We start from the raw sequence: 26,400 nt of genomic DNA, 5'->3' as shown, positions 1-26,400 counted from the left end.
AGCGCGGGCCGCACATGGAAACCGCCCGGAATTTCGTGGAACTCCGACCGGCGTCAAAAGAGTTACCGTCGGCAACTCACGCACGCTAACCCGCGGGTAACTTCCGCGCAACAGCTTTCGGGGGAGGGTTGCCTCACGCCCCGCCAACCACCTTGCATCTGCGGGGCGTTGATCCGAACGCAACTTGACGAAGCGTCGCCCCGCTCCTAGGTTGGAACGCGTCGTCTCGTTCTGGACGGTGGTCGGCCCCGCTGGGGCACCGCCCCCGGAACGACCGTAGGCAGTCCGCCGGCACCAGCCCCACCTGGTGCTTCGACTGCGACAGTGATCAGACGCCACGGGGGAGTACATGATCGAGCGAGCCATCGGGCCCTGCCCACCACACGCGACGCATCCTGCATGTGCCCGCCTCTCGGGCCCGTCGCGCCACTGACGTCCCGCCCTGCGCCGGCTCGCCGGCGCCGCTGAGCGCGCCGCATTCCCGGCATTGCCTTTTCCTTTTGTTCCGTCGGTCGCGAAACGCGCCGGGAACCTCATTTCCGTGCGGAATCCGCCTGCCTTCCGGAAGGCGGCTGTCACGCACGCAGATTCATGCCGCGAACGTCCATGACACCGAAGTCCTGATTGGTGTGGAACCAATGCAGATCGATGCTGTGCACCACCCGGCCACACCGGCCGAACTCAAACTGTTCACCCATGCCCTGCTGTCGCCGCAGGACGCCTCCTACAACCTCGCCGCGGCCTTCCGCATCACCGGCGAGCCCGACCTGCCGCGGCTGCGCCGGGCCCTGGGCCGGCTCGCCGCGGGCATCCGCGCGCTGAACACCACCTTCGAGCAGCGCGACGGCGTCGTGCGCGCCGTGTACCGGCCTTATGCCGGAGAGGCCGACGACCTCGTCCCGGTCACCACCCTGCCGGGCGAAGGCGCCGGGCCCACCACCCGGCGCCTGACGGCCCTGGCCGACACTCCGCTGCCGCCCGACGCTCCCAAGCAGTACGACTTCCACATCCACCAGGCGGCGGACGGCACCTACGTGTCGATGCTCTTCTCCCACCTGGTCGCCGACGGCTACAGCCACTTCAACCTGATCAACCTGCTCGGCAGGCTGTACGCGGACCCGGACGCCGAACTGCCCGACTCCGTGGGGGACGCCCCGTCCCTCGTGGTCGAGCCCAGGCCCGCCCGCCAAGAGGCGCTGGCCTTCTACCGCGAGCGCCTCGGCCACCTCGACGGCCTCGGCGACGACCGGCTGCTGGGTCACCGCGCGGCCGACGGGACACTGCTCGGCGAGGAGCGCCGGCTCGACCTCGGACCGGAACTCAGCGACCTGGTGCGCCGGCGCGCCGAGGAGCTCGGCTGCACGCCGTTCACGTTCTTCCTCTCCGCCTACCTGTTGACGTACGCCCGCACCACCGGCGGCCGCCACCCGGTGGTGGGCATCCCCGTGGCCAACCGCCGGGGGCACCGCCAGCGCGCGGCGTTCGGCTACTACGTGAACACCCTGCCCCTGGGCTGCGACCTCACCGCACACCGCACCTTCGCCGACCTGTGCCGCTGGGCGGAGGCCACCAAGTCCGAGATGCTGCGCCACCAGGACTTCGACCTGTCGGCCCATGTGCACGAGGTGTGCCCCAAGGCGGCGGGCAGCCCGCTGCGCGTGGACCAGACGTTCACGTACTACCGCCAGCCGCTCGCGTTCGCCCTCGACGGCTGCACCGTTGAGCAACTGCCGTTGCACAGGCGGCTGGTGAAGTACCCGATGTCGATGAACGTGGAGGACCTCGGCGACCGCTTCGTCATCAACGCGGAGTGCTCCGAGGAGCACTGGACCACGCGGCCGCTGGAGGTCATGCGGCACGTGGTCGCCCTCGCGGCCGCCGAGCCCGACCGCCTCCTCACCGGCATCCCCGCCCTGCCCCCCGCCGCCGAGGAGGCCCTCGCCGGCCTGGTCAACGCCGACGCCCGGCCGGTGACCGACGAGGAACTGCCCGTCTCGCTCGCGGATTGGTTCGAGCGGACGGCGGCGGAGCACGCCTCGCGGACCGCCGTGGTCCACGAGGGCACCGCCCTCACCTACGGACTCCTCGACGAGCTGTCGGACCAGGTCGCCGCCGCCGTCACCGCGCGGGCCGACGGCCCGTACGTGGGCGTCGCCATGCGACGCGGCCCCGAGCTGATCGCCGTGATCCTCGGTGTGCTCAAGGCGGGCAAGGCCTACGTGCCCCTCGACCCGAACTCGCCCGCCTCGCGCATCGGCCGGATCCTCGACGCCTTCCCCGACGGACTTCCCGTCATCGAGGACGAGCACCGCTGGCCACAGGCGCCGGCCCGGTGGCTGGACGCCGCGAGCACGCTCGACACGCTCGACACGGCCGCGCAGTCCGGCGAGGAGCCCCGCGGCCGGTCCGCCGACGACGTCGCGTACGTGATCTTCACCTCCGGATCCACCGGCAAGCCCAAGGGCGTCCAGGTCACGCACCGCAACGTCATGGCACTCCTGCGCGCCAGCGAGGACCGGTTCGGCTTCGGCCCGCAGGACACCTGGAGCCTGTTCCACAGCTACGCCTTCGACTTCTCCGTCTGGGAGATCTTCGGCGCCCTGCTGTACGGTGGCCGGCTGGCGATCGTCCCCGAGACCGTCGCCAAGTCCCCCGAGGAGTTCCGCGGGTTCCTGGTCCGCGAGCAGGTCACCGTCCTCAACCAGACGCCGTCCGCCTTCGGCCAGCTGCTGAAGGTGCTGCGCCCCGGCGACGGGCGGGAACTCGCCGTACGGCACGTGGTCTTCGGCGGCGAGGCGCTGCGGTACGCCTCGCTGCGCCCCTGGTACGACGTCATGGGCGACCGGGCCCAGCTGGTCAACATGTACGGGATCACCGAGACCACTGTGCACGTCACCTACCACGCCGTGACCCGCGCGGAGGCGGAGACCGAGACCGCGTCCCTGATCGGCCGCCCGCTGCCGCACCTCACGGTGAGCGTGGTGGACGAGGACGGCCACGTCTGCCCGCCCGGCGTGCCCGGCGAGATCGTCGTGGGCGGCGCCGGGGTGACCCAGGGGTACCTCGGCCGTCCGGAGCTGACCGCCGAGCGCTTCCCCGTCGTGGACGGGCGGCCCCTGTACCGCAGCGGCGACCTGGGCGTCGTACGCGCCGACGGGACGCTGATCCACCTCGGCCGCATCGACCAGCAGGTCCAGCTGCGCGGCTTCCGGATCGAGCTCGGCGAGGTCGAGTCCGCGTTCCTCGCGGTCACCGGCGTGCAGGAGTGCGCGGTGCGCCTCGACGAGCGGGACCCCGAGCACCCGGCCCTCGTCGCCTTCGTCACCGGCGACGACATGCCGGCCGACGAGAAGCTCCGCCACGAAGTATGGCTGCGGCTGCCCTCCTACATGCTCCCCTCGCGCATGGTGCGGACCGACGCGCTCCCGCTGACCGTCAACGGCAAGGTCGACACCGCCGCCCTGCCGTGGCCCGCGGCGCGGCCGGCCGGCGCGCGGCCCGCCGAAGGCGCGGTGGCGTCCGGAGACGACACCGCCTCGGCCGTGCGCGCCGTGTGGGCCGAGGTGCTCGGCACCGACGGCTTCGGCACGGACGACAACTTCTTCGACATCGGCGGCACCTCGATGCACGTGGTCCAGGTGCACCAGCTGCTCGTCCAGGCGCTGGACGCCGCCGACCTGCAGATGATCGAACTCTTCACCCACACCACCGTGCGCCGCCTCGCCGCGCACATCGAATCGATACGGGGGACCACACATGAGTAACGGTACGAAGGACGACGCGATCGCCATCGTCGGCATGGCGGGGCGCTTCCCGGGCGCCCCCGGCACCGCCGAACTGTGGCGGTTACTCGTCGAGGGCCGCGAGGCCGTGCGCGAGTTCTCGGCCGGCGAACTGCGCGCGGCCGGCGTCCCGGCGGAGCGCGCCGCGACCGCGAACTACGTGACACGGGGCGCCGCCCTGGAGGACGCCGACCTGTTCGACGCCGCGTTCTTCGGTGTCACGCAGCGGGACGCCAAGCTGATGGACCCCCAGCACCGGGTCTTCCTCACCTGCGCCTGGGAGGCCCTGGAGGACGCCGGAACCCCGCCGGGACCCGAGTACGGCCCGATCGGCGTGTTCGCCGGCTCCAGCCTGAGCAGCTATCTCCTGGCCAACGTGCTGCGCTCGGACGAGTACGCCGACGCCGCGCTGAGCTACCCCGTCCTGCTCGGCAACGACAAGGACTTCCTGGCCACCCGGGTCTCGTACAAGCTCGACCTGCGCGGCCCGAGCATGAGCGTGCAGACCGCGTGCTCCAGCTCCCTCACCGCGGTGCAGCTGGCCTGCGCGGCGCTGGCCCGCGGGGAGATCAAGGCCGCGCTCGCCGGCGGTGTCAGCATCACCTTCCCGCAGACCTCCGGGTACGCCCACCAGGAGGGCGGCATCCTGTCCCGGGACGGCCACTGCCGGCCCTTCGACGCGGACGCCTCGGGCACCGTCAAGGGCAACGGCTGCGGTGTCGTCGTCCTCAAGCGGCTCCAGGACGCCATCGACGAGGGCGACCGCGTCTACGCGGTCGTGCGGGGCATCGCCGTCAACAACGACGGCTCCGACAAGATCGGTTTCACGGCGCCCGGCACGGCGGGCCAGCAGGCCGTAGTCCGTGCCGCCGTGGCCGCGTCCGGCATCGACCCGGCGGACATCGGGTACGTCGAGGCGCACGGCACCGGCACCGCCGTCGGTGATCCACTGGAGGTCACCTCGCTGGCCGCCGCGCACGCCGCCGTCGGTGGCCCCGCCCCGGGCTGCCTGATCGGCAGCGTCAAGGCCAACCTGGGCCACCTGGACGCGGCGGCCGGCGTCACCGGTCTCATCAAGGCCGCGCTCACGCTGTTCCACCAGACCGTACCGCCGCAGATCAACCACACCCGGCCCAACGTCCACCTGGCCTGGGACAGACTGCCCTACACCGTCGCCACACAGCCGGTGCGCTACACCGGTGATCCGCTCAAGGCTGCCGCCGTCAGCGCGTTCGGGCTCGGCGGCACCAACGCGCACTGCGTGCTCTCCGCACCGCCCGTCGGCGCCGAGCCCCCCGCGCCCGAGCCCGGCGCCCCCTACCCGGTGGTGATCAGCGCCCGTACTTCCGAAGCCCTGCGCGGCCTGGCGCGGGCCCTGTCGGACCGGATCGCGGACGGCCCCGACGTCCCCGAGCTGTCCGACCTGGCGTACACCCTGTTCGCCGGCCGGTCCCGGCTCCCCGTGCAGCACAGCTTCACCGCCTCCACCCTCGACGAGGTCCGCCTGGAACTCGCCGCCCTCATCGCCGGCGACGAGCCGCGCAGCACGCCCGTCGCGTGGCACGGTCCCGCCCGCCGCAAGGTCACGCTGCCCGGGCATCCGCTCGACCCGCAGCGGCACTGGATCGAACCCGACGCCCCGCGCGGAGTACGGCCCGCCGCGCCGGCCGCCGGCACCGCCCCGGAGCCGGCCGCCGTCGGCGCGCGGACGGTCCTCGAACGGGTCCTCGCGATCGTCTCGCCCCGCCTGGACGTCCCCGACCTCTCCGCCGATGACGACTTCTACGATCTCGGCGGGGACTCCCTGCTCGCGGTCGAGGTCGTCGCGGCGCTGGCCGAGGAGTTCGGCCTCGAACTGGACTTCGACGTGTTCTCCGCCCTGCGCACCCCCGCGCAGATGGCCGGCTGGCTCCACGACGCCCTCAGCGGGACCCAGGACCCCCAACGCGGCGTGATCACCTTCCGCGAGGGCCGGGGCCGGGCCCTGCACCTGGTGCACCCGGCGGGCGGCACCAACTTCGTCTACGCCGGCCTGGTGGACCGTTCGCGCTCGGCAGTGCCGCTGCGCGCGCTGTCCTTCCCGGCCCAGGACCCGCCGGGCACCCTGCGCGAACTGGCCGCCCTCTACCTGGAGCGCGTACGACGCGAACAGCCCACCGGCCCCTACCGGCTGGGCGGCTACTCCTTCGGCGGCAACGTCGCCCTGGAGATGGCCCTGCAGCTGCAGGCCGCGGGAGAAGAGGTCGAGCCGCTCGTCCTGCTCGACAGCTACCCGCCCGAGACCTACGTGGGCCGCCAACTGGCCGACGAGGAGTTCGCCGACGCCTTCCCCCTGCTCCTGGACGCGGTCGGGGACAGCGCGCTGGACGTGGACGTCCTGCGGGACAAGGGGTTCTTCCGGATCTGGAAGCACAACTACGACCTGCTCAAGGGCCACTACCCGGACCGCGCCTTCCAGGGCGACATCGTGCTGCTGCGCGCCGAAGAGGCGGGCGGAACGCTGGACCTCGACACGGCCCTGCGCATGAACCTGGTCGACAAGTCCCTCTGGCAGGCCCACGTCACCGGCACGGTGACGGAGGCGAAGGTCCGGGGAGACCACTTCTCCATGTTCGAGCCGGGCGAGCGGCTCACCACGCTGGCCGAGGCGTTCGACACCGCCGTGGCCGCCTTCGACGCGGCCGACGCGGCCGACGCGGCCGGGGAACGGTGAGGCGCGTGTACTCCTACGGCTCGTACGTCGCAGGTCAGGAAATCCCGTCGGACCGCTGGGTCTACACGGTCCGCGCCTCCGCGATGCTCACCGACATGATGGGCTCCATCCGCGTCAAGCGGGACCTGGAGCAGGGACGCCTGGCACCCGAGGAGGCACCGGCATCGGTCATCGGGCGCTGCGCGGTCGGTGACGCGACCGACGTGGAGGCGGCGCTGCGCGGTGCGGTCAGCGCGGTGCCCACCTGGGCCGCCGCTCCGCTCGACACCCGGCTCCGGTTCGTCGCCGAGGTGCACGAGCTGACCCGGCGCAAGCGCGGGGACATCGTCGAACTGCTCATCGCGGAGGGACATCCCAGGGCCCTCGCCGAGTGGGAGACCTCCGGCATCATCGCCAACACCGGTCCGCACACCCGCGCCTACATGGCGCAGCAGCTGGAACACCGCACCGTGCTCGGCCCCCGCGAACTGATCGTCCGCCGGGTCGCCGACGGCGTGGTGTGCCTCAACCCGCCGCAGAACGCGACCGTCGCCAACAGCGTCCTCGGCGTGTGGGCGCTCGCGGCCGGCAACGCCCTCGTGGTGCGCGCCCCGCTGAGCTCCCCCCTCGGGGTGCTGCGCATCGCCCACGAGCTGCTGGTCCCCGCCCTGCGCGAGGTGGGCGCCCCGCCGGAGACCCTCTCGGTGGTCTGCTCCGAGGCCGGGCAGACGCTGCGGCAGTGGCTCGAGAGCCCGCACGTGGACGACATCATGTACTTCGGCGGCAGCGAGCAGGGCGTTGCCTTCGGCGCCGAGTGCGTGGCCCACGGCAAGAAGCCGGTGCTCGAACTCGCGGGCAACGACACCTGCGTCGTCTGGGACGACGTGGACGTGGACCTGGCGGCCGAGGCGCTCGCCGAGGCGTTCTACGGCTCCGGGCAGATCTGCATGGTGCCCAACTGTGCGGTGGTCCACCCAGCCGTCGCCGACGCGCTGCTCGAACGCCTCGTCGAGCGGGTGCGCGCCATCCGTCCGGGCCTGCCCGAGGAACCGGCGGCGCTGCTGTCCCCGGTGCGGCGCACCGAGGCGTACGAGGAGGTCCTGCGGGACGCCGTCGAGCTCGGCGCGACGGTGGTCACGGGCGGCCGACGGCTCGGCCTGGACGGCGTACCCGACCCGGTCGGCGGCGTCTTCGTGGAACCCACGGTGGTGCGCGTCGATGGCCTGAAAGCGGCCCGGAACGTGCGCGCCGTCCGGGAGGAGACCTTCTTCCCGCTGCTGCCCGTCATCGTGGCCGACGACATCCCCGAGGCCGAACTCCTCGATTCCGTGGTCGACTTCGTCAATTCCAACGCGTACGGGCTGCGCAACTCGCTGTGGGCCCGGGACGCCGACGTCGTCGACGGCTTCGTCCGCGGGGTCCGCAACGGCGGCCTGCTGAAGGTCAACGACTCCCACATCGGGTTCCTGCCCGTCCTGCCGACCCACGGGGGCACCGGTCTGACCGGCGGCCCCGGCGGCGAGGCCAACTACCCGGCGCTGCGCACCAGTCATGTGCAGGGAGTGAGCATCGCATCCGGGATCCGGCCCACCGACGCGGTGTTCGCCGCCCCTGCCTCCGAGGAGGACCAATGACCCCCACGACCACGCACCACGACCCGTCCGCGCTGCGCTGCATGGAAACGGCGCGGGAGGCCTGCGCCAAGGCGCTGCCCGGCCTCGCGGAGGAACTGCGCGACCGCCCCCTGGCCGAGCTGGAGAGCCCCGGCAGCCCCGGCCTCGCCGCCTTCAAGAGGGCGGGCGGCGCCGGACTGCTGGTACCGCGGGAGTACGGCGGCGGGGGCGCGACCGCCCTGGAGGCCGTACGGGTCTCACGGGCGCTCGGCGCGCTCTCCCCGTCCCTGGCCGTGGCCGCCGCGATGCACAACTTCTCCGTCGCGTCCCTGGTCGCCCTGGTCGCGTCGAGCGATGCCGGCGGCCTGGAGTGGATGCTGATCGAAGGCATCGCCCGGGACGGGCTGCTCGTGGCCTCCGGCTTCGCCGAGGGCCGCACCGGGGCCGGCATCCTGGACTCCGCCGTGACGGCACGCCCGGCGGCGGCCGGAGGCGGCTATGTGGTGAACGGCTCCAAGAAGCCCTGCAGCCTGTCGCGGTCCATGGACCTGCTCACCGCCGGCGTGGCGATCCAGCAGCCCGACGGCACCTCGCAGTTGGGCGTGGCCCTGATCCCCGCCGCCTCGCCGGGCATCACCCGCAGCCCCTTCTGGGGCGTGCCGTATCTGGCGGGCGCGGAGAGCGACGAGGTCGTCCTCGAGGACGTCCACGTCCCCGAGGAGCTGATGTTGCGCCCCGAGGTCGAGCTCGGCACCGGCCTGGACACCCTCCAGACCGTCGGGTTCGTCTGGTTCGAGCTGCTGGTCACCGCGGCCTACACCGGTGCGGTGGGCCGGCTCGCCGAGGCCGCGCTGCGGGCCGGCCGCGGCAGTGCGACGGACCGCGCCGCCGTGCTCGTCGCCGTCGAGGCGGCCGCGGGCCTGACCGAGAACGTGGCGCGCGTCGTGGACTCCGGGGTGATCGGCAACCCGGAGCTGGCCGCGGCGCTGACCGCGCGCTTCGCGGTACAGGAACTGCTGGTCCGGGCCGCGGACCAGGCGGCGGAGCTCCTGGGCGGGGTCCGGTTCGTTACCTCGCCCGAGGTGGGCCATCTGCTGGCCGTCAGCCGGGCCCTGGCCTTCCACCCGCCGTCCCGGTCGGCGAGCGCCGAGGCGCTGCTCGACCACCACGCCGGCGCGCCGCTGCGCATCGCATGACGCCGCGCCCGCCCCACCGCCGAGACCGACCCAGGAGGCAACGATGAGCGGCAGCGACGCCCCGGCCGGCGGCAGGAGCACCGCCGACCTGTACAAGACCCATCTCAGCAGCGGACGGGGCCGGCTGGGCGAGATGTTCGGCGGTCACGTCGAGGCGTCGTCGTCCGGGGCCCGGGTGCTCACCGAGGACGGCCGTTCCTTCCTCAACTGCGGCGGCTACGGCGTCTTCCTCACCGGCGCCTGCCACCCGCGCGTGGTCGCGGCGGTGGAGCGCCAGATCCGTACGCACCCGCTGTCCACCCGCATGCTGCTCGACCCCGCGGCCGGACGTGCCGCCGCCGCGCTGGCCCGGTTCACCCCTCCCGGCCTCGACCGGATGCACTTCTGCGGCTCCGGCGCCGAGGCCGTGGAGGCGGCGCTGAAGCTGGCCCGCAGCCACGGCCGGTACCGCGTCATCGCCATGCGAGGCGGCTACCACGGCAAGACGCTCGGGGCCCTGTCCGCCACCGGCAACGACCTCTACCGCACCCCGTTCCTGCCCCTGCTGCCCGCGACCACGCACGTGCCGTACGGGGACGCGGCGGCCCTCTCGCGGGCGCTCGGCGCCGACGCCTCGGACGCCGTCGTGATCCTGGAGCCGGTGCAGGGCGAGGCGGGCGTGGTGATCCCGCCGGAGGGCTACCTCCGCGAGGTGAGCGACATCTGCCGCCGGCAGGGCGCGTTCCTCGTCCTGGACGAGGTGATGACCGGACTCGGGCGCCTCGGCGCCTGGTGGGGCGCCGACCGGGAAGACGTCGTGCCCGACGTCCTGCTCGTGGGCAAGGCGCTCAGCGGCGGGGTGATCCCGGTCGCCGCAGCGGTCGCCACCGAGGAGGCCTTCGCCCCCTTCGACCGCGACCCGTTCATCCACACCTCGACGTTCTCGGCCGCGCCCGTGGCGATGGCGGCCGTGGAGGCGGCGGTCGCGACGATCCACGAGGAACGCCTCGTCGACCGGGCCCGCACGCTCGGCGAGCGGATCCTGTCCGCGCTGCGGACGGCCGTCGCGGCGCACTGCCCGCACCTGGTGCGCGAGGTCCGCGGTGCGGGCCTGCTCATCGGTGTCGAGTTCCATGACCCGGGCCTGGCCGGGGAGTTCCTGCTCGAACTCCTGCACAGGAACGTCATCGTCAACCACTCGCTCAACGCCCACGCGGTGGTGCGCCTCACTCCGCCCGCCGTGCTCGACGAGGCGGAGGTCCAGGAGCTGGCGGCGGCACTGCTCGAAGCGGCCCGGACCCTGGGCGAACGCTTCCCCACCCAGAAGGGAACCTCCTGACATGCGGTCGGTCCACCTGACCCACTACTCCCCGGACGTCACGGCGCAGGCCGCCTACGCCCGCATCGGTGACTTCGCGCGCTACCCCGACCTGGTCGACACCGTGCGCCGGGTGAGCGTCCGGCCGGACGCCGGCGGCGGCGCCCTCAACAGCGACTGGGAGGTCGACTTCCGGGGCGGCGTCCTGGCGTGGGAAGAGGAGGACGTCTTCGACGACGCCACGATGACGATCTCCTTCCGGCAGACGCGCGGCGACTTCGACACCTTCGACGGCCAGTGGCGGGTCAGCCCCCACGCGTCGGGCTGCCGGGTGGAGTTCGGCGCCGAGTTCGACTTCGGGCTGCCGACCCTCGCCAACATCGTCGACCCGGTCGCCGAACGGGTCCTGCGGTCGACCATCGGCGACATCCTGCACGCCCTGATCGGCGGGCAGGAGGTGGCGGCCTGATGGACCCGGTCAACCGGTTCGAGACCCGCACGACCTTCCGGCTGCTGCGCGCCGAGTACACCGTCGGCCTGCTGCTCAGCACCGGACTGCTCGTCGCCCACTGGGACGAGGTGCGCTGGCCCGTCGCCGTCGCCCTGTTCGCCTACATCGACGTCCTCGGCTATCTGCCCGGCGCCCTGGCCCACCGCAGGGCCAGGGGCGGGCCGGTACCCAAGGCGTACTACGTCCTCTACAACACCATGCACAGCTGGCTGACCGCGGGCGCCGTGGTCGCCCTGTGGGCGTGGCTGGTGGGCCCGGAGTGGGCACTGCTGGCCGTCCCGATCCACCTGTGCGGCGACCGCGGGCTGCTCGGCAACTTCTTCAAGCCGTTCAGCGTGCCCTTCGAGCCCGAGGTGCACCCGGCCTTCGCCACCTTCGAGAAGGAGCTGCACCGGTCCATGGACGCGGCGGACGCGGTGGGCGCGGCGGGAAGCGGGGCCCGGTGACGGCGCCGGCGACGGACGCGCTCGGTCTCGTCGCCGCCCACGCGGACCACCCGAGCGGCGTACTCGCGCTCAACACGGGCACGATCCGCCGGCCCGGCAAGAGCGTGCCGGGGGTCGTCGCGTACCGCCGTGGCCGCCGGCACACCGTCCAGTTCGCCGGGCCGTTCGCGGCCCCGGCGGACCGGGACCTGCTGCTGGAGGAGCTGCTGCGGGAACTGGCCGGGGGAGGCCGGCGGCCCCCGCGCCTGACGGCCGCGCAGCTCCGCGCCGACGACGTCGCCCGGTACGAGGCGCACGGCTTCCGCGTCAACCAGATCGGTACGTCGTACAGCATCGACCTGGGGCGTTTCACCGTACGCGGGAAGGCCCTCGCCAAGGTGCGGCAGAACGTGTCGCGGGCCCGCCGCGAGGGCGTGGTCGTCGTGGAGGAGGACTCCCTGGCGCCGCAGCCCGAGCTGGACGCCATCGACGCGGCATGGCTGCGCGCCAAGGGGCGGCACGTGAAGGAACTCGCCTTCCTCATCGGGGAGCGCGGCGGGCTCGCCGCGCCCCTGCGGCGGACCTTCGTCGCCCGCGTCGAGGGCCGCGCGGTCGGCTACGTCACGTATTCCCCTGCCTGGGGAACCAGGCCCGGTTACCTGTACGACCTCACGCGCCGCTCCCCGGCGGCGCCCGTGGGCACGGTGGAACTGATCAACCTCATCGCGCTCGAACGGTTCCGGACCGAAGGCGTCCGCTGGCTGCACCTGGGCCTCACACCCTTCGCGGGACTGTCCGACACCCACGCCCCGGCGTCCGCGTCACCGGTACTCGCCCGGGCCCTGCGCCTGATCGCCGAGCACGGCGAGGCCGTGTATCCGGCGCGCACACAGGAGGCGTTCAAGCTCAAGTGGGCGCCGCACGTGGTCGAACCGGAGTTCGCCGCGTTCCAGGGCGGCCCGACGCCGGGCAGTGTCTGGAACCTGCTGCGCATCACCAACTCGCTCTAGGGGCTGGTTTCGGCCCCCCGAGCAATCCCCCTTCGCCCCCTTCGCTCCCTTCTCCCCGTTCTCGCTCTTCTCGCTCTTCTCGCTCCACCGATCCGGAGGAACCCATGTCGCAACACCAGCCCGTCGAGACCGACTGGGACCGGGCGCCCAGCGTCCTGGAAGGGGCCGCCGACCTCGAACTCACCCCGCAGCAGTGCGATCTGCCGTACTGGCTGGAGCACGTCGCCGGCACGATGCTGCGCCGGCTCAACGACGGCACGGTGAAGGACCCCGGGCCGACCGACCTCGTCCGCTCCGCCGGCCCGCTGCGCGACGCCGTCATCGACGAGTTCGCCTTCCGCCACCTCGCCGAGGAGAAGGCGACGCGCGCCCTGGGCTTCCTCGTCCACCACGCGCCCGACTCGGCCTGCCTGGAGTTCTTCACCACCCAGCTGGTCGACGAGGCGCGGCACGCGCGGGCGTTCCGCGACCACCTCCTGACCCTGGGGGTGCCCGCCGAAGACCTGGCCCGGACCGTCGAGCAGGCGGCCGGCCGGGCCGCCGCCGACGTGCTCGACCCGCTCGAGGAGTTCGGTCTCACCGTCCTGCGCGACCAGGGCGACTTCTACGGCGGCGTCCTGGTCCTGACCGTGCTGGTCGAGGGCGTCCTGGCACCCGCCGCCGAGCTCAGCGAGCGCAAGTGGCGCCGGCTCGACCCGGGCGCCGCCCTCGTGGAGCGGGGCGCCAACATGGACGAGATCCGGCACCTGGCGGTGGGCAGTGCGATCGTCCGGCAGCACCTGACCGACCACCCCGAGGAGCAGGGCCGGCTCCTCGACATCATCCGCCGCGGCCGCCGGCTGTGGGAGAACCTGCCCATGGAGCGCGTCCTGCACCGGCGCGAAACCCTCTTCCAGGAGGGCCTGAGGGACGCGGCCGGACTCCTCGGCGACTACGAGGTCTGGGAGGGCCGGCGGCTCGTCGACACCACCGTCGAGGAGCGCATGGTCATGGCCGAGTCCTGGTCGGCGCGCACCCAGGACACCCGGCTGCGGTACATGCTCCTCGACGGGGCCGTCGGATGACGGAGCGGCGGACCACCACCGACGAGCTCGTCGTCCCCTGGACGGACGACTCCGGCGGCCGGGGCCGGATCGTCGCGCAGGTGACCCGCCCGGAGTCCGGCCCGGTGCAGGCCGTGGTGCTGCTCTGGCCGGCCCTCGGCGTCTCCGCGTCGTACTACGCGCCGCTGGCCGGGGAACTGGCCCGGCAGGGCTGCGCGACGGTCGCCACCGACCTGCGCGGCCAGGGGAAGTCCGTCCCGCGCTCCGGGCGCGGCACGCGCCACGGGTACCAGGACTTCGCCGCCCAGGACTGGCCGCGGCTCGTGCGGACGGCCCGGGAGCTCTTCGCGCCCGGCACGCCCGTGCACCTCCTCGGCCACAGCATCGGCGGCCAGGTGTCCCTGCTGTACGTCGCCCGGCCGGAGGCCGACGTGGACGGGCTGATCCTGGTCGCCTCGGGAACCGTGCACCACCGGAGCTTCCGGGGCCTGCGTCGGGTCGGCGTCCTCCTGGGCACCCAACTGGCCGCGCTCCTCGGTGTCGTCCTGGGCTACTACCCCGGGCACCGGCTCGGCTTCGGCGGCCGCCAGTCCGGCGCCGTGATGCGCGACTGGGCCAGGATCGGACGCACCGGCAGGTTCGAGCCGACCGGCGCCGACATGGACTACGAGGCGGCCTTCGCCAAGGTCCGGCTGCCCGTGCTCGCGGTGTCGGTCGCCGCCGACACCCTGGCCCCGCCGACGGCGGTCGACGCCCTGTGCGACCGCCTCGCGGACTGCGCGGTCGAACGCGTCCACCACACCCCGGCCGATCCGGCCCTGCGCGGCCACACCCGCTGGGCACGCGACGCGAAGGGCATGGCACAGCACCTCACCACCTGGCTGCGCCGTACCTCCGAGCACCCCGGTCCGGCCTGACCCGGCGGGTGCGGACCCCGGCCGGGGTCCGCGCCCGCGGTGTGGTGCGCGGACACACAGAGCGGTGACCGTATGCGAGGCCCCACCCCGCTGCCGGGACCGGCGCCGGGTCAGCCGCCCGACTTGATGAGGTTGTCGATCAGGGCCTTCAGCAGCGCGGCTTCGGAGCGGGTGCGCTCGGCGTCTGCGTGCTGGCCGAGCTGGTCCAGGTGTACGGCCTTGTTGTACAGGTACTCCAGGTGATGGAGCAGCGCGGGTATGTCGTGGCGGGGCTTGGCGGCTGCGGCTGCGGTGCCGGTCTGCTGGGTGGGGGTGGCCTGTGCGGGTACTGCCGCGAGCAGGGCACCGCCGGCCAGGGCGGCGGTCAGGGTGATGGCGGCAAGGCGATGACGCATGGGGGTTGACTCCTTGTCTTCGTGCTGCGTGCCGGTCTCCATGGAGTGTTGACCAGGCATTGGTGCGTGTCGGTCGGTGCTGGGCGTTGAGCCGGGCCATTCCGTTCGACCGCCGTATCGTCACCCGGCGATGTCGCCGTTCACGTTCTTCTTTCAGCTCGTTGCGGGTCACCCGAAAGTCGTACCGGTCCTGCCCGGCCGATCGATGCCCCGATGAGCGTGCTCGCCTCCTCACCGGTCCCGCCGCCGAGTGCGTCGGCGCAGCAGCGCGGTGCTGTGCGCACCGGTGGGTCTGGCGCTGGCCGGGGTGACACGGAACGCGACGCTGTCGATCGCCTTGGCGTCCTGTTCTGCCGACGGGACGTGTGACGGTCCGGCGCGTCCGGCTAGGATCCGGTCCGGTGAAGATCTTCGCCGCCCGACCGGACCGCCCTTGGCTGTCCTGGTGGGAGAGCAGACCCGCGTATCTCGCCCTCGACATCGGGGTGGTGGCCGGATGCACGGTGCCGGCTCTTGCCGCCGGAGGCAGCCCCTGGAGGCTCCTGGTCTTCTTCGTCGCTCTGCCGACCCTGCTGGTACGCCGTCGCTTCCCGTGGCTGCCCGTGGTGGCGATGCCGCTGTTCTGCTGGAGCTGGGGAGCTTTCCCGGCCATGGTGGTGTGCTACACGGTGGCCCGGCAATGGGGATGGCGCTTGCGTACCCTGCTGTCCTTTCTCTTCACCGCGGCCGGCACGGTGACCGTTGCCTGGGATCCGACGCCGGAGGACGGTGTCCTCTACCAACTCCTGCTTCCACCCACCTGGTTGGCCCTCCCTGTTCTGGGCGGGCTGTGGATGCGCCAGCGGCAGACGTTGCTGACCGCGTTGCGTGAACGCGCACGGCAGGCCGAGCGGGAGCGCGACCTGCTCGCCGAGCGGGCGGTCTCCGCCGAGCGCCGGCGAATAGCCCGGGAGATGCACGACGTGGTCGCCCACCGCGTCAGCACCATGGCCCTGCAGGCGGGCGCGCTGAGCGTGACCGCCACGGATGAGCGCACGATCGAGATCGCCGAGGTCATCCGGCATGTCGGCGCCCAAGCCCTGACGGAGCTGCGCGAGATCCTGAACGTCCTGCGCCACGACCGGCAAGAGTCGTCGGACGGTGTGCGAGGGGTGCAGGCGGACGGCTCCGTGCAGGCGGACGTCTCCGCGCTGGTGCGCGACTGCGTTGCCGCCGGCGGCAACATCCACCTGCACACGGCCGTGGAACTCCCCTTGGTCGCGGGGGCAGTGCGCCGCGCCGTCCACCGGGTGGCCCAGGAAGCCCTCACCAACGCCGCCAAACACGCACCGCACGCCCGCGTCGACGTCCGTCTCGTGCACGAGCAGGACGAGTTGCAGCTCACCGTGACCAATCGACGCGGCGGCAAGCGCCCGGCCGGCCATGCCGTGCCCGGATCCGGTTACGGCCTGCTCGGCATGCGGGAACGCGTCACACTCGTCCAGGGCACGCTCCATACCGGCCCGACCCCGGAGGGCGGCTACCGTGTCCACGCAGCCTTCCCGCTCGTATCCACCGTCGCCAAGGAGCCCGCATGATGGATGACCAGCCCGGCGCTTCGGTGAAGGTGGTCCTGCTGGACGACGAGGAACTCGTCCGCAGCGGCGTACGGATGATCCTCGACGCCGACCCGCAGATCGAAGTGGTCGCCGAGGGCAGCGACGGGGACACCGCCGTGGACCTGGTGGCCCGGCACCGCCCGCACGTAGTGCTCACCGACATCCAGATGCCCCGCGTCGACGGCTTGGAGGTCACCAGACGACTGCTCGCCACACCCGACCCGCCCGCCGTCGGCGTGCTCACCACGTTCGACCTCGACGAGTACGTCCACGCGGCGCTGCGCGCGGGCGCGGCGGGCTTCCTGATCAAGGACACGCCGCCCCGGGAACTGGCCCGTGCCGTGCACGTCCTGGCACGCGGCGAGGCGATGCTGTCGCCGCGTATCACCAAGCGGCTGCTCAGCACCTTTTCCGGCAACGACGCCGCGGAGACGGCCCGTCGCCGGTTGACCGTGCTCACCGACCGGGAACGCGAGGTCGCCGCTGCGGTTGCGCGGGGCCTGAGCAACGCCGGGATCGCCGGCGACCTGTACCTGAGCGAGTCGACCGTGAAGGTCCACATCGGACGGATCATGACCAAGCTCGAGGCGGCGAACCGCACCCAGGTGGCCATCATCGCCCACGACGCCCAGCTCGCCTGACACGACGCGGGACCGGCCGCCACCCCGGGCGCGGCAAGGCGCTCGGGCCGGTCGGCCTACGGGCGGCGGGCGATCCGGGTGGTGCGCCTCGTACGGACGCTCAGGTCGCCGCGGCGCGTGATGCCGAGCGGGTGGTTCCGGTCCAGGAGGGTGTCCAGTGCGGCCAGGCCGTCCGCATCCAGGTCATCTTCGGCATGGGAGCGCAGCCCGGCCAGGCAGACGTGCGCGTAGCGGCCCAGTGCCGGACCGGCACCTACGAGCGGGCAACTGACCCGTACTGCCCGGGGTCTGTCGGCAAATGATGAGGGCCGCCCACGGGAAACGGACGGGCTAGGGGTCCAATGTAGGGGTACTGGCGGCATTGACGCTCTGCTAGACATGGGGGCAACGGAGCACGCGCGTACGGAAGTGGTGAAAGAGTTCGAACCTTCGAACCCGCATGCCACTTCCGCACCGGAACAGGGAGTCTTCATCCCCTTGATCGACAAGCAGAATGCCGATGGCTGGATCCGTCGCTATCACGCCGCGGACGAAAGCCCGATACGACTGGTCTGCCTGCCGCACGCCGGCGGATCCGCCTCTTTCTATTTCCCCATGTCACAGGCGCTGGCCCCGGCGGTGGACGTCCTCTCCGTCCAGTACCCCGGACGCCAGGACCGCCGGCACGAGCCGGGGATCACCGACATCGGCGTCTACGCCGACGCCCTGACCAGCGCAATTCTTCCCTGGGTGGACCGCCCGCTGGCCCTTTTCGGCCACAGCATGGGCGCCGTCCTCGCCTTCGAGGTGACGCGCAGGCTGGAACGCGACCACGGCATCACCCCCGTCCGTGTCTTCGCCTCCGGCCGCCGTGCACCGTCGAGTTTCCGCCCCGAAACCGTGCATCTGCGCGATGACGACGGCATCGTGGCCGAAATGCGGGAACTCAGCGGAACCGAGGCCGCGATTCTCGGCAGCGAAGAGATCCTGCGCATGGTGCTCCCCGCCATTCGCAGTGACTACACCGCGATCGAGAAGTACCGCGCCACGCCGCAGGACACGGTGAACACCCCGATCACCGTGCTGACCGGCGAGTCCGACCCGCGGACCAGCGGCGAGGAAGCGGAAGCCTGGGAAGGGCACACCCTCGGCGGATTCGACATCCGCCGTTTCCCCGGAGGCCATTTCTTCCTCGCCCAGCACCAGGCGCAGATCCTGAAGATCGTTTCTGAGGAGCTCGCAGCGGCCACCCGAAAGGGCTGAGCCGCCGCCGGGACGCCGCACGACCGGCGGCCGACCCGGCAGTGAACGCACGAGAGGGGCCCGAGGCCGGGTCGAAGAGCCCTCCCCGCACCGGAGGAGCAGACCCGCCCCGGACCCGTCCCCGCCCGAGGGGCAGGGGCCCAAGGAGGCGCGACGCAGTGCAGTGCAGGGCAAGTTCAGACATCCCGGGGGAAGGGAACGCAGTGGTGGCAAGGCTCGCCGAGCGCGAGAAGCAGTGGGAGACACTGAACGACCTGCTCGCCAGCGCCCGGCGGGGCCGCGGACGCGTCGCCGTCATCAGCGGGCCCATCGCCGCCGGCAAGACGACCTTGCTGGAACACTTCACCGAACAGGCCATCGCGGACGGCGCTCTGGTCCTGGAGGCCGCCGGCTCCCGCGCGGAGCGCTACCTCCCCTTCGGCATCCTGCGCCGCATCCTCGACAGCATCGCCCCCCTGGAGCCCGGCGTCCACGCCGAGTCCACCGCCCTGCTCGACAGCCTCGGCACCACGGTGACGGACACCCAGGACCCGGCGACCGGAACCGCCGGCGGCGTCGAGGCCGGGATGCGGATCCTCCCGTACGTCTGCGCTTCGCTCCTGCGGATCGCCCGCGACCGCACCGTCGTCATCGCCGTCGACGACGTCCACCACGGCGACGAACTCTCCCGCGCGTTCCTGCTGTGCCTCGCCCGAAGGGTCCGGCAGGCCGGCGTCCTCATCGTCCTCACCGAGGCCGTACGGCTGCTGCCCGCCCAGCTCGCCTTCCACGCCGAACTCCAGCGCCAGCCCAACTGCACCAGCATCCGGCTGTCCCTGCTCAGCGCGGACGGAACCGCACGCATGCTGGCCGGCCACTTCTCCACCGCCGCCGCCCAGCGGGTCACCGCCGACTGCCAGGAGACCACCGGCGGAAACCCGTTGCTCATCAAGGCACTGCTGGAGGACGGCGTCGCGGCCCTGGGCGACAGCGAGCCCTTCCAGCCGCTCGTCCCCGCCGAGACCTTCGAGCGCGCCGTGCTGGACTGCCTCCACCGGGGCGACCCCGAGATGCTGGCCGTCGCCCGGGGCATCGCCGTCCTCGGCGACGCCTGCCCGCCCCTCCTGCTCAGCCGCATCACCGACGTCCACATCAAGACCGCCGAACTGGCCGTCCAGGACCTGGGCCGCTGCGGAATCCTGCGCGGCGACGCCTTCCGCGAGAGCGCGACCCGTACCGCGGTGCTGGCCGCGACCCCGCCCGGGGCGCTGTCCGTGCTCCACCAGCGCGCCGCACGACTGCTCCACCAGGAGGGGGCCGCCGCCCTCGACGTCGCCCGCCACCTGCTCGCCGCCCGCAAACAGGTGGAGGAGTGGGCGATCCCCGTCCTCCAGGAGGCCGCCGAATACGCCCTCGTCGAGGACGACCCCGAACTCGCACTGCGCTGCGGGGAACTGGCCGTCGACTCCAGCCCCGAAGGCCCCAGCCGCACCGCGCTGAAATCCCGCCTGGTCAGCATCGTCTGGCGCAGCAGCCCCGTCGCCGCCGAAGGCCACCTGCGCCAGCTGTCCCGGGAGTTCCTCGCCGGCCGGCTCACCGACCGCGACCTCCTCCACGCCGTGACCTGCCTGGCCTGGATGGGCGAGGCCCGGCAGGCGGGCGAAGCCGTCCGCCGCCTGCAGAGCGCCGCCCAGAAGGCCCTGGACGCCGGGCAGCCCTTCGCGTACGAGACGGGCACCCTCGCCGCCGCGCAGAGCTGGCTCTCGCTCGTCAGCCCCCCGGTCCGCGAGGTGTTCGCGACCGACGGGCCCGCGCACCCCTCCCGGCCCGGTGACCCGCGTACGCACGCCACCGTCACGGCGCCGGGCACGGCCTCCTACGACATGCCCGACGACGCCCACGTCCCGGCCGTCGAGGCCATGCGCACCGCGCTGCGCGGCGGCCAGGGCGAGGCGGCCGTCGCCGAAGCCACCCGGGTGCTCCAGCGCTACCACCTCAGCGACCGCACCCTCACCCCCCTCGTCATCGCCGCGCTGACCCTCGTCTACGCCGGCCGCCTCGACCTCGCGCTCACCTGGACCGACCGGCTCCTCGGCGAGTGCTCCGCCCGCAACACACCGACCTGGCAGGCGGCGCTCGGCGTGGTCCGGGCCGAGGTCGCCCTGCGCCAGGGCGACCTGCCGGGCGCGGCCGCCCAGGCCCGCCAGGCCATGTCCCTGATATCCGTGCAGTGCTGGGGCGTCGGCATCGCGCTGCCGCTGGCCGTCCTCATCGACGCCGAGACCCGGATGGGCAACCTCGACGAGGCGATGAGCCTGCTCGAACAGCCGTTGCCCGAGAAGATGCTGGAGACCCAGTTCGGCCTCCACTACCTGCGGGCACGCGGCCGCTGCCACCTCGCCACCGGCCGCTACCACGCCGCCCTGCGCGACTTCCTCACCTGCGGGGAACTGATGCAGGCCTGGGGCATGGACGCCGTGGAACTGGCGCCCTGGCGCCTGGACGCCGCCGAGGCGTGGCTGGCCATCGGCAACATGCCGCGCGCCCGCGAGTACGTGGAGCAGCAGCGGCAGCGCGAAGCGGGCCCGGCCGGCAGCCGGCCGCGCGGCGCCCTGCTGTACGCGCTCGCCCGCACCAGCGGTGACCTCACGTACCGCCTCAAGCGCCTCACCGAGGCCGTGGAGGCCCTGGAGCAGGGCGAGGACCGGCTCCAGCTCGCCAGCGCGCTGGGGGAGCTGGGCAGCGGCTACCGCGCCGCCGGGGACTTCAACCGGGCCCGGATGCTCGTACGCAAGGCCTGGCACGTCGCCAAGTCCTGCGGGGCGCAGCCGCTGTGCCAGGAGTTCACCCCCGGGCAGGGCGACGGAGAGGCGGTCGCCGCGCCGGCCGGACGCGAGGCCGAACCCGCCCGGGAGGCCGAGACCCTGTCCGAGTCGCTCTCGGAGGCCGAGGCACGGGTTGCGCTGCTCGCGGCGCGCGGCCACACCAACCGGGAGATCGCCACAAAGCTGTACGTGACCGTCTCGACGGTCGAGCAGCACCTGACCCGGATCTACCGAAAGCTGCAGGTCAAGCGCCGCCGGGACCTGCCCGCCCGGCTGTGGGACCTGAGCCTGCCGGGCATCGCCTGACAGCCGGGCCGCCCCCGGACAGGCCAGGGGGCGGCCGGGGCCGGCCCACCCCTCAGGACAGCAGGCCCCGTTCCAGGGCCGCCATCACCGCCGCCGTGCGGTCCGACACCGACAGCTTCTTGAACGACCGCAGCAGGTGCGTCTTGACCGTCGCCTCGCTGATGAACAGCCGGCGCCCGATGTCCGCGTTGGTCATGCCCTGCCTGACCAGCTGGAGCACTTCGCGCTCCCGCTCGGACAGCACCGGCGCCTCCACCACCCGGGCCCGGAACAGCTTCGGCGCCAGCGACGGCGTCAGCACCGTCTCACCGCGCGCCGCCGCCTTCACCGCCTGCACCAGCTCCTCACGGGAGCTGCCTTTGAGCAGGTAGCCCGCCGCGCCCGCCTCCACCGCGCGCAGGATGTCCGCGTCGTCCTCGTACGTGGTCACGATGACCACCCGGCTGCGCGGCGACTCCCGCAGGATGTGCCCGGTCGCGGCCACCCCGTCCATCGCACCCATCCGCAGGTCGAGCAGGACGATGTCCGGCTTCAGCCGTGCGGCCTGCAGCACCGCCTCCTCACCGGAACCGGCCTGTCCCACCACCCGGATGCCCTCGTCCAGCTCCAGCATGGCGCTCAGGCCCTCCCGGACCACCGGGTGGTCATCGGCGAGCAACACCCCGATCGGTTCGCGCTCACTCATCGGCCGACCCCCGCTCCACCGGGGCGAGCGGCACCGTCACCTCGATGACCGTGCCCGCCCCCGGGCTGCTGCTGACCTGTGCCATTCCGCCGATCTCCTCCACCCGGGCGCGCATCCCGCGCAACCCGAAACCGTTCCGCCCGCCGTCCGGCTCGCGCTCCGGCGCGCCGTCCGCCGGCTCCTGGTCCCGCGGCCCGTCGCCGGCCCGGAAACCCGCGCCGTCGTCACGCACCACGAGCCGCACCGCCTCCGGCGCGTACGCCACCAGGACGTCCACCCTACGGGCGTCCGTCGCGTGCTTGCGCACATTGGCGAACGCCTCCTGCGCCGAACGCAGCAGCACCACGCTGACCGCCATCGGCAGCGGCTGCTCCTCGCCGCGGGCCGTGCACCGCACCGCCAGCCCCGTCTCCTCCATCAGCAGGTCGGCCTGCCGGCGTACGGCCTGCACCAGCGAGCTCTCCCGCAGTGACGGCGGCGTCAGCGCGGAGACGAAACCGCGGGCCTCGGCCAGGCTGTCCTGCGCGACCCGGCCGGCCAGCCCGAGCCGGGACCGCGCCCGCTCGGGGTTGTCCACCACCTCAGACTCGGCCGCCTGCACCAGGCTGATGATGCTGGTCAGGCTCTGCGCCAGGGTGTCGTGGATCTCCCGGGCCAGCCGCTCCCGCTCGGCCGAGATGCCGGCCTGGTGCGACAGCCGGGCCTCCCGCTCCCGACTGCGCCGCAACTCGTTGATCAGCTCGCCCCGGTCTGCGCTCTGCCGCACCACCCGGGTGATCCACAGGCCGAGCAGGACCGACACACCGATGCCGAGCAGCGAGATGGGCAGCACCGACAGGATGTGCGGATCGAACTCCCCGCCCCGCAGCCACACCACCGTCACCGGCCACAGGTTGGCCAGCACCACCAGCACGATCGCGGGCGGCACCGACAGACTCATCATGAGCATGGGGACCACCGCGAACAGCGCGAAGGAACCCGCGAGATCGAGCACGGTGGACGAGGCGAACAACAGCAGGAGCCCGGCGGAGAAGACGATGTTCCGCCGGCCCGACGTCCGGTGGACCATCAGCCTCCGGCCGAGCCCCGCGTACCAGGGCACGATCAGCGTCAGCGCACCGACGGCGAGGGCCCGGTGGGTCTGGCTTTCCGCCGAGGTGAACAGCAGAATGACGGTGACGAGGTAGGAGACGGCGAAATAGCCGTCCCACAGACCGAACCAGCGGCTTCCCGAGTCGGGACCGTAGTTCGCGGCCGTCCGCGCGACCTCCGGCTGAGTTTCTATGTGCACGGAACCAGTCCTACCACGAGCTTCGCCGGTGTCCGTCGATCGGTTGACAGCCGGTCCCACCGATCGGTCGTCCCCCGGCCGGGCCGCCCCGCCTACGTTGGAACCAGCGGAAGGAGAACCGCGACAACGGACTTCGAGGCAGTGCGGAAAGGGCGGGTTCGGTCACGTGGGGCAGTTCACGACGGCACTCATCACCTGCGGGACCATCCTGGCCGTCATCCTCGCGACCGACTCCGGCAACCGGCGCATCACCGCCGTGAGGATCGCCGGCCCCACACTGGTGGCCGCCATCGTCACCGGCGCGTGCGTCCGATCCTTTCCGACGGCGGGCAACGACACGTCGCTGCACCTCGCCGCCATAGGTGTAGGGGTCATCTGCGGACTCGTCGCGAGCTCCCCGCTCACCGCCCACCGGGACCCCGCGGGCGACATCCGCACCACCGGCGGGTCCGGCCAGGCGGCGGTCTGGGTCTGCCTCTGCGGAGCCCAGATCCTCTTCGCCTACGGCTGCGAGCACTGGTTCGGCGCACGCATCAACCGCTTCACCACCGACTACCAACTCAGTGGCAGCGAGGTCCTCATCAGCTCGCTCGCCCTGCTGTCCCTGTCGATGGTGACGGCCCGGGCAGCCGTCCTCCTGTCCCGGCTGCGTGCCGTACGGACCGCGACGATCACACGATGACCCCACGACGACTCCGCGACGATCCCGCGACGATTCAAGATCCTTCAGGAACCAGGGTGAAGCAGTGCTAGACAACCAAGAACTGAGGCTCCGTCCGCCTCGCAACCGCGTCGAAAGCCGCGCCATCGGCTGGTGGACCCTCCAGTCGTCCCTCTTCGCCCTGCCGCTCCCGCTCGTGTTCGGCGTGCTCTGGCTCACCATCTCCCCGGCGCGCTTCGTCTTCGGCCCCCTCTTCCTCGTCGCGCTCGTCCCCGGACTCCTCTACATGGGCATCATGCCCATCTGGCGCTACCGGGTGCACCGCTGGGAGATGACCGACGAGGCCGTCTACGCCGCCTCGGGATGGCTCTGGCAGCGGTGGCGGGTCGTCCCCCTGTCCCGCGTCCAGACCGTCGACATGCTCCGCGGCCCGCTCCAGCAGCTGTTCAGCCTCTCCGGGATCACCGTCACCAGCGCGTCCTCCGCCGGCGCCGTGAAGATCAAGGGACTGGACCACCGGACCGCCACCGAACTCGTGGAGCAGCTGACCCGGTCCACCCAGGCCGTACCGGGAGACGCCACGTGACACCGGACACCGCGGTCCGACACCAGGACCACGCCGACCACGACGCGTGGGGACGGCTCAACCCGCGCCTGTTCCTCGTCAACCTGAGCGTGGTGGCCACACCGCTGGCCACCTTCGCCGCCACCACCGTCATCACCGGCGGCGAGATCAACCTCCAGGTCCTGATCACCCTCGCCTCGTTCCTCATCACCTGCCTCGTCATCTCCGGCATCAGCACGATGCGCCTCCTCACCACCCGGTACCGCGTCACCGACGACCGCGTGGAGCTCCACAAGGGATGGTTCTTCCGCAGCGAGCGCTCGATCCCCGTCGACCGCATCCGCAGCGTCGACCTGACCGCCAACCCCCTCCACCGGATCTTCGGCCTCACCTCCCTGAAGGTCGCCACCGGTGACCAGGCCACCTCCGGCGGCGGCCTGTCCCTGGACGGCCTCAGCGTCCGCGACGCCGAAGCGCTGCGCAGTCAGTTGAGCGAACTGCGCCACGCCCGCCAGGGCCTGGCGACCGCCGACCCCGACACCGACGCCACCCTCGCCGAACTCGACTGGGCGTGGCTGCGGTACGCGCCGCTGACCCTCTGGGGCGTCGGCGGTGTCTTCATCGCCGTCGGCAGCGTCTACCGCACGCTGCACGAGATGAAGATCGACCCCCTGGAACTCGGCATCGTCAAGGACATCGAGGACCGCTTCGGGTCCGTACCGCTCTGGTACGGAATCCTCGTGACCCTCCTCGTCATCGTCGTGATCGGCGTCGCCGGATCGACCGCCACCTTCATAGAGGGCTGGGGCGGCTACCGCCTCGACCGCCCGGAGACCGGCCTGCTCCGCGTCCGCCGCGGCCTGCTCGTCACCCGCTCCGTCAGCATCGAGGAACAGCGGCTGCGCGGCGCCGAAGTGGCCGAACCCCTGCTGCTGCGCTGGGCCGGGGGAGCCCGCCTGAAGGCCGTCGCCAGCGGCCTCGGCGACGAGGACGAGAACAGCAGCCGCAGCCGGCTCACCCCGCCCGTACCCCTGGCCCTGGCCCGCCGGATCGCCGCCGACGTCCTCGGCGAGACCGTCTCCCCGACGACGGCGGCGGAGCTCGCGCCGCACCCCCGCGCCGCCCTGCGCCGCAGGATCAACCGCGCCCTGATCTGGTCCGTCCTGCTCGCCGCGCCCTTCGTCGGCCTCGGCCTGTGGCTCACCCCGGTCCTCGTGCACACCGGCTGGATCACCGCGGTCGTGCTGTTCGCCGCCGGAGTGGCCTTCGCCTTCGACGCCTACCGCAACCTCGGCCACGCCGTCCACGGCCCCTACCTGGTCACCCGGGCGGGCACCTTCACCCGCCGCACCGTCGCCGTGCAGCGGGACGGGATCATCGGCTGGTCCATCACGCGCTCGGTCTTCCAGCGCCGCGCGGGCCTGCTCACCCTGGGAGCCGCCACCGCCGTCGGCAACGGCGTCTACAAGGTCCGCGACGTACGCGTCGGCGACGGCCTCGCCTTCGCCGAGGAGACGGTGCCCGGCCTGCTCGCCCCGTTCATCGAACGGGTGCCCGCCGGCCACTGACCCCAAGAACCAACTGGCGCACCCCCGGGAGACGGAGGGGCGGTCCTGACGACCGCCCCTCCGTCTTCGTACGACAACAGAATCCTTGCAATTGCCCGTACGTCGAGGGCAATATGATTGATCGCGCTCGCAGAATGACGACGCCTTCCGAAGGGCCA

General features: G+C 72.4%; 20 protein-coding genes. 17 read left to right on the top strand and 3 right to left on the bottom strand.

Annotated elements, in window-relative coordinates:
* Positions 1–638: 638 nt before the first annotated feature.
* From ACXNSR_RS02970 to ACXNSR_RS02925, 10 genes are all read left to right on the top strand, one after another.
* The gene (locus ACXNSR_RS02970; RefSeq protein ID WP_458640565.1) at positions 639–3,764 is read left to right on the top strand and encodes a non-ribosomal peptide synthetase; all 3,126 of its coding nucleotides are present in this window, start codon (positions 639–641) and stop codon (positions 3,762–3,764) included.
* On the top strand, positions 3,757–6,495 hold the full coding sequence (locus ACXNSR_RS02965) for a beta-ketoacyl synthase N-terminal-like domain-containing protein (RefSeq protein ID WP_458640564.1): 2,739 nt from the start codon (positions 3,757–3,759) through the stop codon (positions 6,493–6,495). The genes ACXNSR_RS02970 and ACXNSR_RS02965 overlap by 8 nt, the downstream gene beginning before the upstream one ends.
* 5 nt (positions 6,496–6,500) lie before the next feature.
* The gene (locus ACXNSR_RS02960; protein ID WP_458640563.1) at positions 6,501–8,108 is read left to right on the top strand and encodes an aldehyde dehydrogenase family protein; all 1,608 of its coding nucleotides are present in this window, start codon (positions 6,501–6,503) and stop codon (positions 8,106–8,108) included.
* A complete protein-coding gene (locus ACXNSR_RS02955) occupies positions 8,105–9,283 on the top strand; it encodes an acyl-CoA dehydrogenase family protein (RefSeq protein WP_458640562.1) in 1,179 nt (392 codons plus the stop codon). Before ACXNSR_RS02960 ends, ACXNSR_RS02955 begins: the two co-directional genes overlap by 4 nt.
* A gap of 43 nt (positions 9,284–9,326) precedes the next feature.
* Positions 9,327–10,601, top strand: a complete 1,275-nt coding sequence (locus ACXNSR_RS02950) for an aspartate aminotransferase family protein (RefSeq protein ID WP_458640561.1) — start codon at positions 9,327–9,329, stop codon at positions 10,599–10,601.
* 1 nt (position 10,602) lies between these two features.
* Complete coding sequence (locus tag ACXNSR_RS02945) at positions 10,603–11,049, top strand: type II toxin-antitoxin system RatA family toxin (RefSeq protein WP_458640560.1); 447 nt, start codon at positions 10,603–10,605, stop codon at positions 11,047–11,049.
* Positions 11,049–11,537 (top strand): hypothetical protein, encoded by a 489-nt coding sequence (locus ACXNSR_RS02940; RefSeq protein WP_458640559.1) that lies wholly within the window; start codon positions 11,049–11,051, stop codon positions 11,535–11,537. Before ACXNSR_RS02945 ends, ACXNSR_RS02940 begins: the two co-directional genes overlap by 1 nt.
* A complete protein-coding gene (locus ACXNSR_RS02935) occupies positions 11,534–12,526 on the top strand; it encodes a phosphatidylglycerol lysyltransferase domain-containing protein (protein WP_458640558.1) in 993 nt (330 codons plus the stop codon). The genes ACXNSR_RS02940 and ACXNSR_RS02935 overlap by 4 nt, the downstream gene beginning before the upstream one ends.
* A gap of 104 nt (positions 12,527–12,630) precedes the next feature.
* Entirely contained in the window at positions 12,631–13,590 is a 960-nt protein-coding gene (locus ACXNSR_RS02930) for a ferritin family protein (RefSeq protein WP_458640557.1), read from the top strand.
* On the top strand, positions 13,587–14,486 hold the full coding sequence (locus tag ACXNSR_RS02925; protein ID WP_458640556.1) for an alpha/beta hydrolase family protein: 900 nt from the start codon (positions 13,587–13,589) through the stop codon (positions 14,484–14,486). Before ACXNSR_RS02930 ends, ACXNSR_RS02925 begins: the two co-directional genes overlap by 4 nt.
* A gap of 110 nt (positions 14,487–14,596) precedes the next feature.
* Here ACXNSR_RS02925 and ACXNSR_RS02920 read toward each other — a convergent pair whose 3' ends face one another.
* Entirely contained in the window at positions 14,597–14,881 is a 285-nt protein-coding gene (locus tag ACXNSR_RS02920; RefSeq protein WP_458640555.1) for a hypothetical protein, read from the bottom strand.
* A gap of 401 nt (positions 14,882–15,282) precedes the next feature.
* On the opposite strand from ACXNSR_RS02920, the gene ACXNSR_RS02915 reads away from it, so the two are divergent.
* From ACXNSR_RS02915 to ACXNSR_RS02900, 4 genes are all read left to right on the top strand, one after another.
* Entirely contained in the window at positions 15,283–16,458 is a 1,176-nt protein-coding gene (locus ACXNSR_RS02915; protein WP_458640554.1) for a sensor histidine kinase, read from the top strand.
* Positions 16,455–17,120, top strand: coding sequence for a response regulator (locus ACXNSR_RS02910; protein ID WP_458640553.1), 666 nt, complete (start codon positions 16,455–16,457; stop codon positions 17,118–17,120). Before ACXNSR_RS02915 ends, ACXNSR_RS02910 begins: the two co-directional genes overlap by 4 nt.
* Before the next feature lie 477 nt (positions 17,121–17,597).
* Entirely contained in the window at positions 17,598–18,362 is a 765-nt protein-coding gene (locus ACXNSR_RS02905) for a thioesterase II family protein (protein WP_458640552.1), read from the top strand.
* Positions 18,363–18,568: 206 nt separating this feature from the next.
* Positions 18,569–21,472 carry a helix-turn-helix transcriptional regulator gene (locus tag ACXNSR_RS02900; RefSeq protein WP_458640551.1) on the top strand — a complete coding sequence of 968 codons (2,904 nt, stop codon included), beginning with the start codon at positions 18,569–18,571 and terminating at the stop codon, positions 21,470–21,472.
* Between the two features lie 52 nt (positions 21,473–21,524).
* Here the strand turns inward: ACXNSR_RS02900 and ACXNSR_RS02895 are convergent, their stop codons facing one another.
* Both ACXNSR_RS02895 and ACXNSR_RS02890 read right to left on the bottom strand, forming a co-directional pair.
* Complete coding sequence (locus tag ACXNSR_RS02895) at positions 21,525–22,157, bottom strand: response regulator transcription factor (RefSeq protein ID WP_328786500.1); 633 nt, start codon at positions 22,155–22,157, stop codon at positions 21,525–21,527.
* On the bottom strand, positions 22,150–23,448 hold the full coding sequence (locus ACXNSR_RS02890; RefSeq protein WP_458640550.1) for a sensor histidine kinase: 1,299 nt from the start codon (positions 23,446–23,448) through the stop codon (positions 22,150–22,152). Before ACXNSR_RS02890 ends, ACXNSR_RS02895 begins: the two co-directional genes overlap by 8 nt.
* A 166-nt stretch (positions 23,449–23,614) precedes the next feature.
* Here ACXNSR_RS02890 and ACXNSR_RS02885 point away from each other — a divergent pair, with 166 nt between their 5' ends.
* From ACXNSR_RS02885 to ACXNSR_RS02875, 3 genes are all read left to right on the top strand, one after another.
* Positions 23,615–24,130 (top strand): hypothetical protein, encoded by a 516-nt coding sequence (locus tag ACXNSR_RS02885; protein WP_458640549.1) that lies wholly within the window; start codon positions 23,615–23,617, stop codon positions 24,128–24,130.
* Positions 24,131–24,194: 64 nt separating this feature from the next.
* Positions 24,195–24,695: a PH domain-containing protein gene (locus ACXNSR_RS02880; RefSeq protein WP_376161986.1), complete on the top strand. Its 501-nt coding sequence runs from the start codon at positions 24,195–24,197 to the stop codon at positions 24,693–24,695.
* Positions 24,692–26,242, top strand: coding sequence for a PH domain-containing protein (locus tag ACXNSR_RS02875; protein WP_458640548.1), 1,551 nt, complete (start codon positions 24,692–24,694; stop codon positions 26,240–26,242). Before ACXNSR_RS02880 ends, ACXNSR_RS02875 begins: the two co-directional genes overlap by 4 nt.
* Positions 26,243–26,400: the final 158 nt, after the last annotated feature.

The organism is Streptomyces sp. NC-S4 (genome assembly GCF_054353315.1).
This window is presented reverse-complemented; position numbering and strand designations above follow the sequence as displayed.